A 14,278-nucleotide genomic window follows, 5' to 3' on the forward strand; every position below is an offset into this window, starting at 1 on the left:
GCTCTACCAACTGAGCTATTCCCGCAATCCTGATATGCCTGAGGTGAGTTTTACTACCTCAAGCGGACGCGCATTTTACAAAAATACCGGTCAGACGCAAGTGCTATTTTGAAAATTCTGTCTGACCGATGATTTTATAAACAGGGGGCGAACCGCTTATCAGATACTGAAAACGTGCTGACGATAAAATTGCAGCTCGGCAATGGACTCGCGAATGTCATCAAGGGCCAGGTGCGTGCCTTGCTTAGTAAATTGATTGAGCAATTCTGGTTTCCAGCGACGCACCAGCTCTTTGATGGTACTAACATCCACATTACGGTAATGGAAATAGGCTTCCAGCTCCGGCATGTGACGAACCATAAAGCGTCTGTCCTGGCCAATACTGTTGCCGCAAAGAGGAGATTTACCCTGCGGAACCCAATCTGCTAAAAATGCCAATGTCAGCGCTACTGCCTGCTGTTCGTTGATCTGGCTGTCACGACAACGCTGCGTCAATCCGCTGTTGCCGTGGGTACGAGTGCACCAATCGTCCATACCGTCCAATACTTCATCAGATTGATGAATCGCAATGACCGGGCCTTCAGCCAAAATATTCAACTGGCTGTCGGTAACTATGGTGGCAATTTCCAACACTTTTTCCTGCTCGGGATTCAATCCGGTCATTTCCATATCTATCCACACCAGGTTGTCAGCATTTTGTGTCATGTTCCGCCTGCCTTAATCTTTTGGTATTTGCTTATGTTGCGAGGTACACTGGGCGTCCCGTGTAAGGCCGTCATAGTAAAGCATTCGCATCCCAAGTGGCAAAGAGAAACAAATTAACACATCGCCAGAAACGTCAGGTTTCCAGCAACCTTAAAAAGCGTTTAAGCGGTAAGGAAGTTGGGCCTGCCGACGATACCTTGTTGCCATCCACCCCTGGTTTGGTGGTGGGCCGTTTTGGCCAGCATGCGGATGTTGAAGATGAAGATGGCACAGTGCATCGCTGCCATATCCGCCGCAATGTGGAAGGCGTGGTATGTGGCGACAGAGTGTTATTCAGGCCAGGTAAAGACCAAAGCCTTAACGTAAGTGGTGTGGTTGAAGCCCTGGAAGAGCGAAAGTCGGTACTGACTCGCCCGGATTACTACGACGGTATTAAACCTGTGGCGGCCAATATTGACCAGATTATTGTAGTCAGCGCCGTGTTACCCAGCTTGTCTTTGAATATTATCGACCGTTACCTGGTGGCGGCCGAAGATGTAAAGATTGAGCCTGTCATTCTGCTCAATAAGGTCGACATGCTCAGCGACGAGCAGCGCCAGGATGTAGAACAGCAACTGAAGTTATATACGGATATTGGCTACCGCCTGTGTTTTGTCAGTTGTAAAAGCGGTGAAGGCATTGCAGAGCTGGCCGCGCTGTTGAAGGATAAAACCAGTGTGTTTGTCGGTCAGTCAGGGGTAGGTAAGTCCAGTCTGGTGAATAAGCTGTTACCTGAAGCCGAAGAAGCGATTGGCGATGTCTCTGACAACTCAGGACTGGGACAACATACTACCACCGCGGCCAAGCTACTGAGATTCCCTGCCGGTGGCAATCTGATTGACTCTCCCGGGGTGCGTGAGTTCTCCTTATGGCACTTACCGGATGAGAAGCTTATCTGGGGCTTTCGTGAGTTCCGTGATTTTCTTGGTGGCTGCAAGTTCAGGGATTGTAAGCATGGTGATGATCCCGGTTGTTTGCTGCAAGAAGCTGTACAGCAAGGAAAAATCAGCAGGACGCGATTTGACAGCTATCACAAAATTCTCTCCGGAATGGGAGACCAGCGCCCCTCTTACAGCAAACCTCCCCGCTGAGAGAACGGGCTACCCGCAAGGTAGCCCCAGATTTTTACTCAGTTACTACAACGGATTTCAGACAGTATTGCGTCCAATCCAATGCCGGTAAGCTTTGGTTGGGTAACACCTCTTTGAAATATTCAAGTAACGGCACGGCGTACACCACATCTGATTGTTCAAAAGCGTCCGGTCTGGCTTCCCTTACCTGTCCAAAGGTCAGATAACCATCCTTACCTAAGGCCGTGAATGAATTTGTTGCCACAGAGTAGATGGCTTGCAGATCGATAGGCTGCCATTGACCCGTTGTTCTGTCTTTGATTTCCAGGTTTTTAATTCCTTGCTGTGCTGCAGCATTAAGCACGACGTCATAGCGAAGATGTGAAGAGTAGGGAAAGGCACCGGTGGAGGCACTGATACCCTGGGCATACTCGAGGGCTTCATTAAGTACCTGCAGAATTTCTGCGCCGGTCAGGTCTAGTGTTACTACTGTATTGGAAAACGGCAGAATTTGATAAGCGTCAGCAACGGTAAACGGGCCCTGGTGCAATTCGGCCCTTACCCCTCCTGCGTTTTGAATGGCCACATCGGCTTTTGGCAGGTAATGCAGGAAAGCGTCTGCCACTACTTGTGCTGCAAAGCTACCTGAAGGTTGTTCACCGGCCGCAAAGGCGGTGGGAATGCGGGAAAAGGGCATGGTCTGCTCGACATGGCCCAATTGCGATTGTTTAAAGCTTTCAAGCTCTTGCTTGTAAGGGGCCAAAATGGCATCCACTGCCGTGTCCGCCGCTATGGTACGGATACTGGTCATGGCAGTAATACGTTGATTGATAGCTTGTCGCTGAGTGTCATTCGCAGCTACCCATTTATTCTCAGCATCCTGCACCTGAAACTGATCAGCCACCAATAATTCCAAGTTGCCTTGAATGTCCTCTACATTACCCTGCGCATCAAATTTTATGTTGAGGCGTCCCAGGCCTTTGGCATATTCCCAAGCCTGAGCAATATAAACCGGCTTACCTTCGGGGTTGTTCACCTTGGTCGGATACTCTCCATCCACAGCAATACCCATCTGTGCCAACTCACCGGTCGAGTCAAGTACATCGTGGGTATCTCCACCAATAATGATATCTATACCATTGACCTGGCTGGCCAACTGCTTATCGAATTCATAACCAAGATGGCTCAGTACGATGATTTTATTGATGTCCTCAGCCTGCAACTCGTTAACTTGTGCTTTTACCGACTCAACTTCGTCGGTGAAGTTGACAAATTCGCTGACCATAGAGGATTCACGGGTTTTCTCTACCTTCAGCACGCCAATAATGGCGACCTTTTCACCGTCAATTTCCTTGATCACACGTGGCAGAATAGGTTTGCCATGCAGAGGACTTTGCACGGTGGGGTGCACGTTGCCGGCAATGATGGGGAAATTGGCCATATCTATTAAGTCGGCCAGATGGGCATCACCTTCGTCAAATTCATGATTCCCAAGCTGATAGGCATCCAGTCCCAGATAATTAAATACCTGAATATCGACTTCACCTTTAAACAGGCTGAAATACAAGGTGCCGTTTAGCTCTCCACTGTTGAGTACCAGGGTGTTGGGATCCCGGTATTCTTCTATAGCACTGGCAATCCGCGAGAAGCCACCTAATTGCACTCGAACCTTTTCGCTGCCCTGAGTTTGTGCATCATAGTCCAAGGCCAGATCCATAGTCTGGCTTTCGAAGTACGAATGGTGATCATTGGTGTGCAGAATGTTTAGGCTAATTGCCTGATGGCTGGGAGGTTGAGGAACTGGCGCGACGTTGTCATCATCATTGCAGGCGGCTAGCATGCCAGCCAATATAGGTAAAGACCAAAGTACAGGTTTCATTAAGCAGATTCTCCAAAGTTAACTGCATGGCATTGTGTGAAGTGCCTGGCAGTCTATGGCGAATCAATGAATAATTTATTTACCTTTAATTAAGGTTTTAGGTATTTAATATTTCATTGTGTTGATAAGTGATCCAACCCGGAAATTCTGACTGAGAGCGTTTTGGTATTTCGACTGGTCGGGGCGCTTAGGGTACAATCTCCGCGGTTATTTTCATCAGGAAAGAAAAACGTGCAGCCAATTAAGGTCAGCCTTCAGTATCTGCTCCCTAAACATGCCTTGTCCCGACTGGTGGGCAAGTTAGCCGCCGCACAAGCCGGGTTTCTCACTACCTGGCTTATTAAGCTGTTTATCAAGCAATTTAACGTGGACATGCAGGAAGCAAAGCAACCTAATCCCGAAAAATATAAGAGCTTTAATGAATTCTTTACCCGTCCGCTAAAAGATGGCGTGCGTGAAATTGTCGAAGACCCGTTAAAGCTGGCCCATGCTGTAGATGGCACGGTCAGCCAATTGGGAGATATTGAAGCCGATCGTATTTTCCAGGCCAAAGGCCATGACTATAGCCTGGCGGCATTGCTTGGTGGTGACGCCGAGCTGGCAAAGCCCTTCGAAGGCGGCAAGTTCGCTACTATTTATTTGTCCCCCCGTGACTACCATCGCATACATATGCCGATGGACGGACAACTGACCGACATGGTGTATGTACCGGGTGAATTATTCTCGGTTAATCCCCTGACTACCGCCCATGTGCCCGGCCTGTTTGCCCGCAATGAACGCGTGGTGAGCTTCTTTGATACACCGCACGGCAAGATGGCGCTAGTACTGGTTGGTGCTACTATTGTGGCCAGTATTGAAACCAAGTGGGCTGGCACTGTCACGCCACCAACAGGTAAACAGGTTCAGCGTTGGCAGTACCCCGCACAGGGCAATAATGCAGTGGCGCTGAAAAAAGGCGAAGAGATGGGATTGTTCAAGCTTGGCTCAACCATAGTGGCGGTTTTCGAACCGGGCATGGTGGAGTTTGAAAACATGCAGCCAGGTGACGTAACACGTTTAGGCCAGCCTTTCGCCACTCTGAAATCCTGACGTGGACCCGGTTAAGAAAAGCCTGTGGTCTTTGCACCTGGCAGTCATACTGCTGGGTGCTACTGCACTGTTCTCCCGCATTATTCCGCTATCTGCTCTGGATATTACCCTGGGGCGGGCGGTCATTGCCTTTGTAGTTTTAGCGCTGTTGGTACGCCTGAGCGGCGGCAATCTGCGTTTTCAGCGTACCCGTGATATCGGTATCGCCATCGTACTGGGCGGTCTGATGGCCGTGCATTGGGTCACTTATTTTGCGGCCATGCAATATTCATCGGTATCGGTAGGGATGATTGCACTTTTCACCTTCCCGGTTATCACGGTATTACTTGAGCCGTTTTTTGAAGGTATTAAGCTTGTTTGGCAGGATTTGGTTAGTGCCTTGGTGGTGCTGGCGGGCATCTGGCTAATTGTCCCTGAAGCGTCTTTGGGCAATGAGGTGACATTAGGGATTGCCGTCGGCGTATTTTCTGCGCTCTTATATGCCCTGCGTAATTTGCTGCATAGAAAATACTTTTCCCATTATGGCGGTGCCCAGGCCATGACGTATCAGACACTGGTGATCGTGCTTTGCCTATGTTGGTTTGGTTCTGCAGAGCTCTATCAGGCATCCCAGCATACCTATCTGATGCTACTTATTCTCGGCACTATCTGTACGGCGGCGCCGCATGCCCTGGTGGCCTACACCTTGATTCATCTGCGTGCTAAAACTTTCTCCCTGGTGGCCTGTATGCAACCTTTGTATGGGGTGGTGCTAGCTATTTTAGTGCTGAACGAGCAGCCAAGCTGGCAAACTCTGGTGGGGGGAATTATGGTCATTAGTGCGGCCATTTATGAAACCATTAACGCCAACAAGCTGCATCCTGGCAAAGGACATAGCTGAAATGCTGATTTTCGCCCATCGCGGTGCCAGTAAAGCGGCACCGGAGAATACGCTACAAGCCATGCAATATGCACTGCAAATGGGTGCCCATGGTATTGAAATTGATGTGATCCAGGCCGCTGGCCAATGCTGGGTGATTCATGATGCCTGGGTTCAGCGTACCACCAATGGACAAGGTCGCCTGGACCAGATGACAGAGGCGCAGATTCGTCAGTTGGATGCCGGGAATGGCCAGCAAGTGCCGACCCTGTTTGATGTGATGGCACTGGTGGGTAACCGCTGTTTGCTGAATATCGAACTCAAAGGCATCACTGATCTGGCGCATTTTCTCAAGCACCTGGACAGCGCCTGCGAGACGCTGAATATTGGCTGCCAACAACTCTTGTTGTCTTCTTTTGACCACCCGTTGCTGGCAAAACTGGCGCATTTACGCCCGGAGTTAACTATTGGTGCTTTAACCGCCAGCTGCCCACTTCACTATGCCGCTTTTGCCCAGGAGCTGAACGCGGCTTCGGTGCATACCGATATTGCCTTCACCAACCCGGAATTCGTACAGGACGCTAAGGCCAGAGGCTTGAAAGTCTATGTCTACACAGTAGACGAAGTACAGGATATGCAACGACTTAAAAGCTGGGGGGTGGACGGTATTTTTACCAATGTGCCCGACAGAGCGCTGGCGTGGTTACAGCAAGCCGACTAACGCCTGCTTAGTGGTCATCACATTGACGGCAGTTTTGACACAGTTTCAGATTCACCATATGGGCAGCAATAATCAAGATCGCACCAACGGCAATGGTAAAGGGCTCATACTCGTGGCCAAACATGTCCTTATTCCAATAAATAAGGCCGCCTAAAGCCAGGCTGTAGAGAGGGTATATCTGGCGGTGGTAGCGGTAAAAGCCGGACAGCAATGCCCAAAAGCCAATTACCAGAGAAACGCTTAGAATAATGCGTTCAAACCAGGCGTCGGCAAAGAAACTGGCGCCGACAAAAGGTAATAATGTAATAAGTACGGGCAGCAACAGGCAGTGCAAAGCACACAGGCTAGATGCCCATATACCCATTTTATCTAACAAGTTGTTGCGCTTGTTTGCCATAGTCTACTGTATTGCCGTACTTAAGGGTCGTTATAGTATAACATCCTTGTAAATTGGCAAGCGAAAAACCAGCAGATTAGGCTAACTGGCTGGTTCAGCGAATATTTTTTCTTGCACTTAAGCGGGTAAAGAAAACCGGGAACCAACGTTTTATGCTAGGCGCCCAGGCGCTGAGTCCTTTACCTATCACCACTTCAAACTTGTCTTTTTGTATGGCACTGAGTATATCCTGCGCGCACTGCTGAGGGCTGATTCCGTCGGCAATGGATTTAGCCACTCGGCCATACTGGGTTCCTTCGGCCGTCAGGGCATTGACAGAAATATTGGTTTGCACAAAACCAGGGCAAACATTCAGTACTTTAAGTCCTTTGCACGCCTCTTCTGCGCGCAGGCAATCCATGTAACCAATCAGGGCATGCTTTGAAGCAGAATAACCCGACATACTCTGACCACCAACCTTGCCTGCCACGCTGGCAATATTAACTATCATGCCTTTGCTGGCCAACAGCGCCGGCAATAAAGCCTGGCTGAGAGTGATAGTGCCAAAGTAGTTAACTTCCATCACCTGACGTTGCACAGAAACCGGCGTATCCGCCGCCAGCCCCCGTTGAGAAATACCGCCATTATTAATCAGGATATCCAGACCTTCTGGCAGTGGTGTATTGGCAACTGCATTACTGATGCTCTCACCGTCAGCCAAATCCAAAGGCACGATGCGGTGGCGCTTCTGATGTTGCAGAGACTCGAGTAGTGTCTGTAGTTTATCTTCTGACCTGGCACTGAGAATCAACTTGGCGCCAGCAGCATCCAGGGCTCTGGCTAGCGCTTCGCCGATACCCATGGAAGCACCGGTTAACCACACGACTTTATCTTGAATCTGCATCACTTTACTCCGTTACAGGGGCTGTTTCGCTTTGCTCGATTTGCACTAAGTGTTTTTCCCGCATCAAGTTGCGAATGGGCAACAATTCAATGCCTTGCTCTTCCAGTTGGGGTAGTTGAGCAGCGAGAAATGTTAGGGTTTCCTGATATGGGTGGCCTATACCCACTGCATAATCCGATTTCTTCGCAATGCGTACCAAACGTTTGAATTGTGCTTCAATATGTTTTGGATCTTGAAGATGGTCGAGAAACACATGGCGGTGTGCACTAATAACCCCATGATGTTTGGCAATTTGCTCAGCTTTACTGAACTTGGTGGTGCGGCTGTCGACAAAAAATAATCGGTTATCCCGCAGAAAATCCATGGTCGCATTCATCGGCTGACTGAGTTGGGTCAGCTTACTGCCCATATGATTATTCAGACCTATGGCGTTGGGAACTGAGTCCAGAGCAGACTTCAATTGCAGTTGGATGGATTCATCCGGCATATCTGCCGTCAGGGCGCCTGGTCCAAGTCTATTGCCCGCTAGTGCTTCCATAGGCATATGCAGAATGACATCTCGTTGCTGCATGTCAGCAAGCTTGGCATAAGTCTTTGAATAAGGAGTATGTGGGAGAATGGCGAAAGTGACTTCAGCAGGCAGCGCAAAGGCTTGTCTGTCCTGTTTACGATAACCCATGTCATCAATAATCAATACAATACGCCCGGCGTACAAGGGGCATGAGATGATGAGCAGGAAGACAAAACTGACAATTTTGAGCAAGTGGCCGGCTTCTTATTATGGTTATGGCAACTGAGACTAGCATGCCAGCTTTAGGCGCAAAATATCAACTGTCTTTGGTATGCTGGTTTATAACACCAGGTTGCCGATCTCAGGGTTTTTCTAGCCAACCCGCTGGGCTAATGGCCTGGCCTTTGTGGCGCAGTTCAAAATACAGTGCCGGGCTAGTTTGACCGCCGGTTTGGCCGAGCAGCGCTACTTCTTCTCCTGCTTCAACGGACTCACCGACACCTTTGAGCAACGCCTGATTGTATCCGTACAGGCTCATATAGCCGTCGCCATGGTCGATCACTGTGACCAGACCAAATCCGCGTAGCCAATCAGCAAACAGCACTTTTCCATGATGTACTGCGCGTACGGCATCACCGGTATTGCCCTGGAATAGCACCCCTTTCCAATGCACTTGCCCTTGCCTGCGCTTGCCAAACAGATCGCGCAATCGGCCTTGAGCGGGACGCAGCAGCTTCCCTTTCATGTTATCCAAACCTGCCAGGGTTTGATTCTGCCTGGCAGCCAATTCGGCAGCGCGCTGAATGGCCTGGATAAGATTCTGTTCGTTAATCTGTAGCTGCTCTATTTGTGCAGCTTCTGTATCTATGCGTTTAGCCAGTTCCGATAGCGTGCGTTCGCGCTTCTTCTGCTCTGACGCCATAAGTTGGCGCTGTGCTTCCTGAACCTGTTCCAGTTTGACTAACTCGGTTTGCTTGCCCACCAGTTCCAGACGCACCACTTCCAGTCTTTTAACCATCTCGGTGAACTCGCGTATCTGCGCCAGGCGGGCTTTATTCAGATAACCATAGTAGCTAAGCATGCGCTCAAGCTTGGCGGCATCTTCCTGATTAAGCAGCATTTTGGTGAAATCATGCTGGCCTGTCATATAAGCGCTACGCAACTGTGCGCCTAATGCATCTTGTTGCTGGCGGATTTTGCTCTGCAGCTGTCCGGCTTCTTTCTTCAGCTTGTCTTGCTCGGCGTTGTTAGCGTCCAGTCTAGTGCGAGTGCGTTTTATATCCTTAACCAGGCCTGCGATATCTTTTTCGGCTTTTTGTAAGCTGGCTTCCAATTCCTTGGCGTCGGACAGGCGCAAATCCAACTGCTGTTGACGCTGCTTGATTTGCTCCTGCAAGGCTTTGAGTTGCTGGTCGGTATCGTCTTGTGCCAGCACGGGCCAGGCAAGCAAACAAAACAAACAAGGCCACAGCAGTGGCCTGGTGAATTTCATGGGCAGAAAGCTAACCATTAATCCTTGAGGGTAACTATAGGTTTGCCGGTCATTTCGGCCGGTTGTGGCATGCCCATCAGATGCAGCATGGTTGGAGCTACATCACTTAGGGTGCCGCCACTGCGAACCGAAGCGTCGCGACCGACATAGATAAAGGGCACAGGATCGCTGGTATGGGCGGTATGGGCCTGACCTGAATTGTGGTCGACCATTTGTTCGGCGTTGCCGTGATCAGCAGTAATCAGGCATTCGCCACCGACTTTTTGCAGTGCCTCAACCACTCTGCCGATGCAGGCATCTACTGCTTCGCAGGCTTTTACTGCAGCGTCAAACACACCGGTATGCCCCACCATGTCACCATTGGGGTAGTTACAGATGATCACATCAAACTTGCCTGACTCTATAGCGCCGACCAATTTGTCGGTCAGCAGCGTTGAATTCATTTCCGGCTGCATATCGTAGGTGGCTACATCAGGAGACGGTACCAGAATCCGTTCCTCGCCTTCAAATAGATCTTCACGACCGCCACTGTAGAAGAAGGTCACGTGAGCATATTTCTCGGTTTCGGAAATGCGTAGCTGTGTTTTGCCGTGACTGGCCAGCCACTCACCCATCACGTTGTGCAGCTCTTCAGGCGGATAAGCGCAGTCTGTTTGGATGTCTGCTGCATATTGCGTCAGCATCACGAAGCCACTTAACGCCGGGCGTTTGGCGCGAGTGAAACCGTCGAACCCATCGTCAACAAATGCACGAGTAATCTGGCGGGCACGGTCAGCCCGGAAGTTCATAAAAAACAATGCATCACCGTCCTGAATTGGCGCGGCTTCGCCAATGACGGTAGGTTTCACGAACTCGTCATTCTCATTGCGCTCGTAAGCGGCGGCTAAGCCATCCAGGGCTGATTGAGCCTGGTAATCGGCTTTACCCTGGGTCAGTAAGTCATAGGCGGCCTGTACTCTGTCCCAGCGATTATCGCGATCCATAGCAAAATAACGACCAACTAGAGAGGCTGTCTTACCAACGCCCAGATTGGCAAATAGGCTGTCGGCCTTTTCCAGTGACCCTTGGGCACTGCGAGGCGGCGTATCGCGACCATCCAAAAAGGCGTGCAGATAGATTTGCTTGGCACCGCGCTTGGCTGCCAGCTCAATCATGGCGAGAATATGCTCTTCATGACTGTGTACACCGCCAGGTGACATCAGCCCCATAATGTGTACCGCCTTGCCGTTTTGAATGGCCTTGTCGAGATTGGCGACTAACACAGGATTGGTTGCAAACTCACCATCTTCAATGGCTTTGGTGATGCGGGTAAAGTCCTGGTACACAATACGACCAGCGCCAAGATTAACGTGGCCAACTTCAGAGTTGCCCATCTGGCCTTCTGGCAAACCGACATCCAGACCCGAACCGGAAATCAAAGTATTGGCGTAGGTTTGAGTCAGTTTGTCCAGCACGGGCGTCTTGGCGTGGGCAATGGCATTGTCCTGCTTATCTTCACGATAGCCCCAACCATCAAGAATGATTAACACCAACGGATGCTTTTTCTGACTCATCATCGAACTCCTACTTGAGAATATGGCGGCATGTTATACCAGTTTGCCGCCCAGATGGTAAGGGACGCTAACCTTCAACGCCAATAGCTATTGCCAATTGATGTAATTGATAAGGTTATAAGCTGACCTGTTTTATTGTTTTGGCTGGCTGCCATAAGCGGAATATGGGGTAGCAGGGACTGTTTTCTGCGGTCAATTTCTATATACTTTGCAGTCATTTTTTTACGCACCTTTGTTATAGGCGAACCTTTTATGCAGCAGTTTATCGAATTCATCGGTAACCATTATCTTCTGTCCAGTGCCTGGATTGCACTGATGGTGTTGCTGGTTTACAGCATGGTCAGCAGCAAACTTTCTCCGGTTAAAGAACTGGGTACGCATGAAGTGACCATGTTAATGAATAAACAAGATGCGGTGGTGATAGACATTCGTAGTCAGAACGAATTCAAGAAAGGTCATATTCTGGGTGCCAAGCTGGTTCCGACAGAAAAAGTCAACAAAGGTGACTTTTCTGCCCTTGAAAACAGTAAGGACAAACCCATTATTGTTGTCTGTGCAATGGGCATGACCGCAAAACGCACGGCAGCACAAATGCTCAAGGCTGGTTTCAGCCAGGTGTCTGTGCTTAAAGGCGGTATGAATGCTTGGCAAAGTGCGAACTTGCCTGTAGCCAAGTAACCCAAATGTTTTAATGCGGCTGTTGTGAGGTTGGCCATGACGAAAGTGGAAATTTATACCAAAGCTTATTGCCCTTTTTGTGTGCGTGCCAAACAGGTTCTCACCAGTAAAGGGGTGACGTTTAAGGAATATCCCATCGATCAACAGCCTGAATTGCGCGATCTTATGATTGAGCGGGCCAATGGCCGCTATACGGTGCCGCAAATTTTCATCGATGACCTTCATATTGGTGGTTGCGATGACATGCTGGCCCTGGACGCCCAGGGGCGCCTGGACGAATTATTGGCTGCTTAAAGCCTTAAACACTTTTAGGAACGAACATGACAGAAGAAGTAAAAGCAAACGGTTTGGATCAGGCGCAGGCTGCACAACCACAATTTGCCATTCAGCGTATCTATACCAAAGATATCTCTTTCGAGTCACCTAATTCACCCGCGGTTTTCCAACAAGAGTGGAAACCTGAAGTGAAAATGGATCTGGACACTCGCAGCGCTAAGCTGGATGACAACAGCTACGAAGTCGTGCTGTCTGTAACCGTGACCGCCAATGCGGGCGACCAAACTGCGTTTTTGGTTGAAGTACAGCAGGCCGGTATTTTTACTATTGCCGATATGTCAGACCAGCAAAAAGCCCACATTCTGGGGTCATTTTGCCCGAACACCTTGTTCCCTTATGCGCGTGAGTGTATCTCCAACCTGGTAAATCGTGGCACTTTCCCGCAGTTGAACCTGGCCCCTGTTAACTTTGACGCTATCTTTGCTGCTTATATGCAAAAGCGCATCGAAGAAGCTCAGGCTCAACAGGCTGCAGCGCAAAGCCAAGAGGCCTAATGACTGCTAACGCGAAAAGCATGACAGTCCTGGGGGCGGGGTCGTACGGCACCGCCCTTGCTTTTTGTTTTGCCAGAAATGGTTTTCCGACCTGGATTTGGGGGCGGGATGCTGAGCAAATGGCACAGATGGCACAGGACAGGGTCAATAACCGCTATCTGCCCGATGCACCGTTCCCTGAACAGTTGCATGTAGAAGCTGATTTGGCCAAGGCCGTGGCTGCCAGCCCCAATATTTTGGTCGTGGTGCCAAGTCACGGCTTTGCTGCATTGCTCAAGCAAATTAAGCCTATGCTCACTGACGAGCATCGCATTGTGTGGGCGACCAAAGGGCTGGAGCCTGATACTGGCTGCTTGTTGCAGGACGTAGCAAGACGAATTTTGGGTGACGAGGTTTCACTTGCTGTGTTGTCCGGGCCAACCTTTGCCAAAGAAATGGCGGCCGGTTTACCTACGGCCATTTCATTGTCATCTACCGACGATCGCTTTGTTGACGACATTGCCGATATGCTGCACTGCGGCAAGTCGCTGAGGGTCTACAAAAATACCGACTTTATCGGCGTGCAATTGGGCGGCGCGGTGAAGAACGTGATAGCCATTGGCGCAGGATTGGCCGATGGTATTGGTTTTGGTGCTAACGCGCGTACGGCTTTGATTACCCGCGGTCTGGCGGAAATGACCCGTTTGGGTGCAGCCCTTGGTGCGGAAGTGAGTACCTTTATGGGCATGGCAGGTCTGGGCGATCTGGTGCTGACCTGTACCGATAATCAATCACGCAATCGCCGTTTTGGTTTAGCGCTGGGTAAGGGTATGTCTGTGCAGGAAGCCATAGACAGCATCGGCCAGGTGGTGGAAGGTTACCGCAATACCCGTGAGGTGTATTTACTGGCACAGCGTCAGGGTGTTGAGATGCCCATTACTGAGCAGATCTATCAGGTGCTCTATGAAGGTAAGCCCCCCAAAGAGGCCGCATTGGCTTTACTGGGCAGGGAGAAGAAATTCGAGTAACGGTCTGTTGCCCGCATACTGTTAGCAGGCGGTGTACTTACACCGCCCCTTCAAACCCCAGTTGCCGCCAAGCTTCAAACACCATCACCGCGACGGCATTGGATAAATTCATACTGCGACTTTGTGCCAGCATGGGAATCCGCAGTCGCTGCGCCGGCGGTAAAGACTCAATCACATCCATGGGTAAGCCACGACTCTCGGGGCCGAACAACAGCGCATCACCTTTTACGAAACCAGCTTCGCTATAGTTGGCTTGGCCTTTCGTGGTGCAGGCAAAGAGCCGGGTTGGCTTGACCACATCCATACAGGTCTGCAAGCTATCGTATTGACCCACAGCGGCAAATTCATGGTAGTCCAAACCTGCTCTGCGCAGCCGTTTGTCATCCCAGGCAAAGCCCAACGGACCGATGAGATGCAGACGAAAGCCGGTGTTAGCACACAAACGAATGATATTGCCTGTATTGGGCGGAATTTCGGGTTGATAAAGCAGAATATCCAGCATAATTCGGGACAAAGGCCAAAAGAGGCTTAGCATATCATTTTCTCCTGTCTGCTGCCTGGCCTG

The 14,278-nt window shown here is 50.1% G+C and carries 16 protein-coding genes; 8 read left to right on the forward strand and 8 right to left on the reverse strand.

Features of this window, described 5'->3' with window-relative positions:
- Window positions 1-159: 159 nt before the first annotated feature.
- The gene (gene orn / locus J0A65_RS06905) at window positions 160-705 is read right to left on the reverse strand and encodes an oligoribonuclease (RefSeq protein WP_206593411.1); all 546 of its coding nucleotides are present in this window, start codon (window positions 703-705) and stop codon (window positions 160-162) included.
- 95 nt (window positions 706-800) lie between these two features.
- Between orn and rsgA the strand changes: the two genes are divergently transcribed.
- The gene (gene rsgA / locus J0A65_RS06910) at window positions 801-1,835 is read left to right on the forward strand and encodes a small ribosomal subunit biogenesis GTPase RsgA (protein ID WP_206593412.1); all 1,035 of its coding nucleotides are present in this window, start codon (window positions 801-803) and stop codon (window positions 1,833-1,835) included.
- A gap of 34 nt (window positions 1,836-1,869) precedes the next feature.
- Here the strand turns inward: rsgA and J0A65_RS06915 are convergent, their stop codons facing one another.
- Complete coding sequence (locus J0A65_RS06915) at window positions 1,870-3,693, reverse strand: 5'-nucleotidase C-terminal domain-containing protein (protein ID WP_206593413.1); 1,824 nt, start codon at window positions 3,691-3,693, stop codon at window positions 1,870-1,872.
- Window positions 3,694-3,924: 231 nt separating this feature from the next.
- On the opposite strand from J0A65_RS06915, the gene asd reads away from it, so the two are divergent.
- From asd to J0A65_RS06930, 3 genes are read left to right on the forward strand one after another with little or no spacing between them, the layout of a single operon-like run.
- The gene (gene asd / locus J0A65_RS06920; protein WP_206593414.1) at window positions 3,925-4,782 is read left to right on the forward strand and encodes an archaetidylserine decarboxylase; all 858 of its coding nucleotides are present in this window, start codon (window positions 3,925-3,927) and stop codon (window positions 4,780-4,782) included.
- A gap of 1 nt (window position 4,783) precedes the next feature.
- Window positions 4,784-5,662: a DMT family transporter gene (locus tag J0A65_RS06925; RefSeq protein WP_206593415.1), complete on the forward strand. Its 879-nt coding sequence runs from the start codon at window positions 4,784-4,786 to the stop codon at window positions 5,660-5,662.
- Window position 5,663: 1 nt separating this feature from the next.
- The gene (locus tag J0A65_RS06930) at window positions 5,664-6,362 is read left to right on the forward strand and encodes a glycerophosphodiester phosphodiesterase (RefSeq protein WP_206593416.1); all 699 of its coding nucleotides are present in this window, start codon (window positions 5,664-5,666) and stop codon (window positions 6,360-6,362) included.
- Window positions 6,363-6,369: 7 nt separating this feature from the next.
- On the opposite strand, the gene J0A65_RS06935 is transcribed toward J0A65_RS06930, so the two are convergent.
- The 5 genes from J0A65_RS06935 to gpmM form a co-directional block, all read right to left on the reverse strand.
- Window positions 6,370-6,759 (reverse strand): MerC domain-containing protein, encoded by a 390-nt coding sequence (locus J0A65_RS06935; RefSeq protein WP_206593417.1) that lies wholly within the window; start codon window positions 6,757-6,759, stop codon window positions 6,370-6,372.
- A 94-nt stretch (window positions 6,760-6,853) separates the two neighbouring features.
- Complete coding sequence (locus J0A65_RS06940) at window positions 6,854-7,642, reverse strand: SDR family oxidoreductase (RefSeq protein ID WP_206593418.1); 789 nt, start codon at window positions 7,640-7,642, stop codon at window positions 6,854-6,856.
- A gap of 4 nt (window positions 7,643-7,646) precedes the next feature.
- Window positions 7,647-8,405, reverse strand: coding sequence for a divergent polysaccharide deacetylase family protein (locus tag J0A65_RS06945; RefSeq protein ID WP_232849791.1), 759 nt, complete (start codon window positions 8,403-8,405; stop codon window positions 7,647-7,649).
- Between the two features lie 109 nt (window positions 8,406-8,514).
- A complete protein-coding gene (locus J0A65_RS06950; RefSeq protein WP_206593419.1) occupies window positions 8,515-9,645 on the reverse strand; it encodes a murein hydrolase activator EnvC family protein in 1,131 nt (376 codons plus the stop codon).
- A 17-nt stretch (window positions 9,646-9,662) separates the two neighbouring features.
- Window positions 9,663-11,198, reverse strand: coding sequence for a 2,3-bisphosphoglycerate-independent phosphoglycerate mutase (gene gpmM / locus J0A65_RS06955; RefSeq protein ID WP_206593420.1), 1,536 nt, complete (start codon window positions 11,196-11,198; stop codon window positions 9,663-9,665).
- A gap of 252 nt (window positions 11,199-11,450) precedes the next feature.
- Between gpmM and J0A65_RS06960 the strand changes: the two genes are divergently transcribed.
- The 4 genes from J0A65_RS06960 to gpsA are packed head-to-tail and all read left to right on the forward strand — an operon-like array spanning window position 11,451 to window position 13,713.
- Window positions 11,451-11,876: a rhodanese-like domain-containing protein gene (locus J0A65_RS06960; protein WP_206593421.1), complete on the forward strand. Its 426-nt coding sequence runs from the start codon at window positions 11,451-11,453 to the stop codon at window positions 11,874-11,876.
- A 36-nt stretch (window positions 11,877-11,912) separates the two neighbouring features.
- Window positions 11,913-12,170, forward strand: coding sequence for a glutaredoxin 3 (grxC, locus tag J0A65_RS06965; protein ID WP_206593422.1), 258 nt, complete (start codon window positions 11,913-11,915; stop codon window positions 12,168-12,170).
- 26 nt (window positions 12,171-12,196) lie between these two features.
- Window positions 12,197-12,706: a protein-export chaperone SecB gene (secB, locus tag J0A65_RS06970; protein WP_206593423.1), complete on the forward strand. Its 510-nt coding sequence runs from the start codon at window positions 12,197-12,199 to the stop codon at window positions 12,704-12,706.
- Window positions 12,706-13,713 carry an NAD(P)H-dependent glycerol-3-phosphate dehydrogenase gene (gene gpsA / locus J0A65_RS06975; protein ID WP_206593424.1) on the forward strand — a complete coding sequence of 336 codons (1,008 nt, stop codon included), beginning with the start codon at window positions 12,706-12,708 and terminating at the stop codon, window positions 13,711-13,713. The genes secB and gpsA overlap by 1 nt, the downstream gene beginning before the upstream one ends.
- Window positions 13,714-13,750: 37 nt before the next feature.
- Here the strand turns inward: gpsA and trmL are convergent, their stop codons facing one another.
- Window positions 13,751-14,215 (reverse strand): tRNA (uridine(34)/cytosine(34)/5-carboxymethylaminomethyluridine(34)-2'-O)-methyltransferase TrmL, encoded by a 465-nt coding sequence (trmL, locus tag J0A65_RS06980; protein ID WP_206593616.1) that lies wholly within the window; start codon window positions 14,213-14,215, stop codon window positions 13,751-13,753.
- Window positions 14,216-14,278: the final 63 nt, after the last annotated feature.

The sequence above is a fragment of the Bowmanella yangjiangensis genome (genome assembly GCF_017255015.1).
Classification (GTDB): domain Bacteria; phylum Pseudomonadota; class Gammaproteobacteria; order Enterobacterales; family Alteromonadaceae; genus Bowmanella; species Bowmanella yangjiangensis.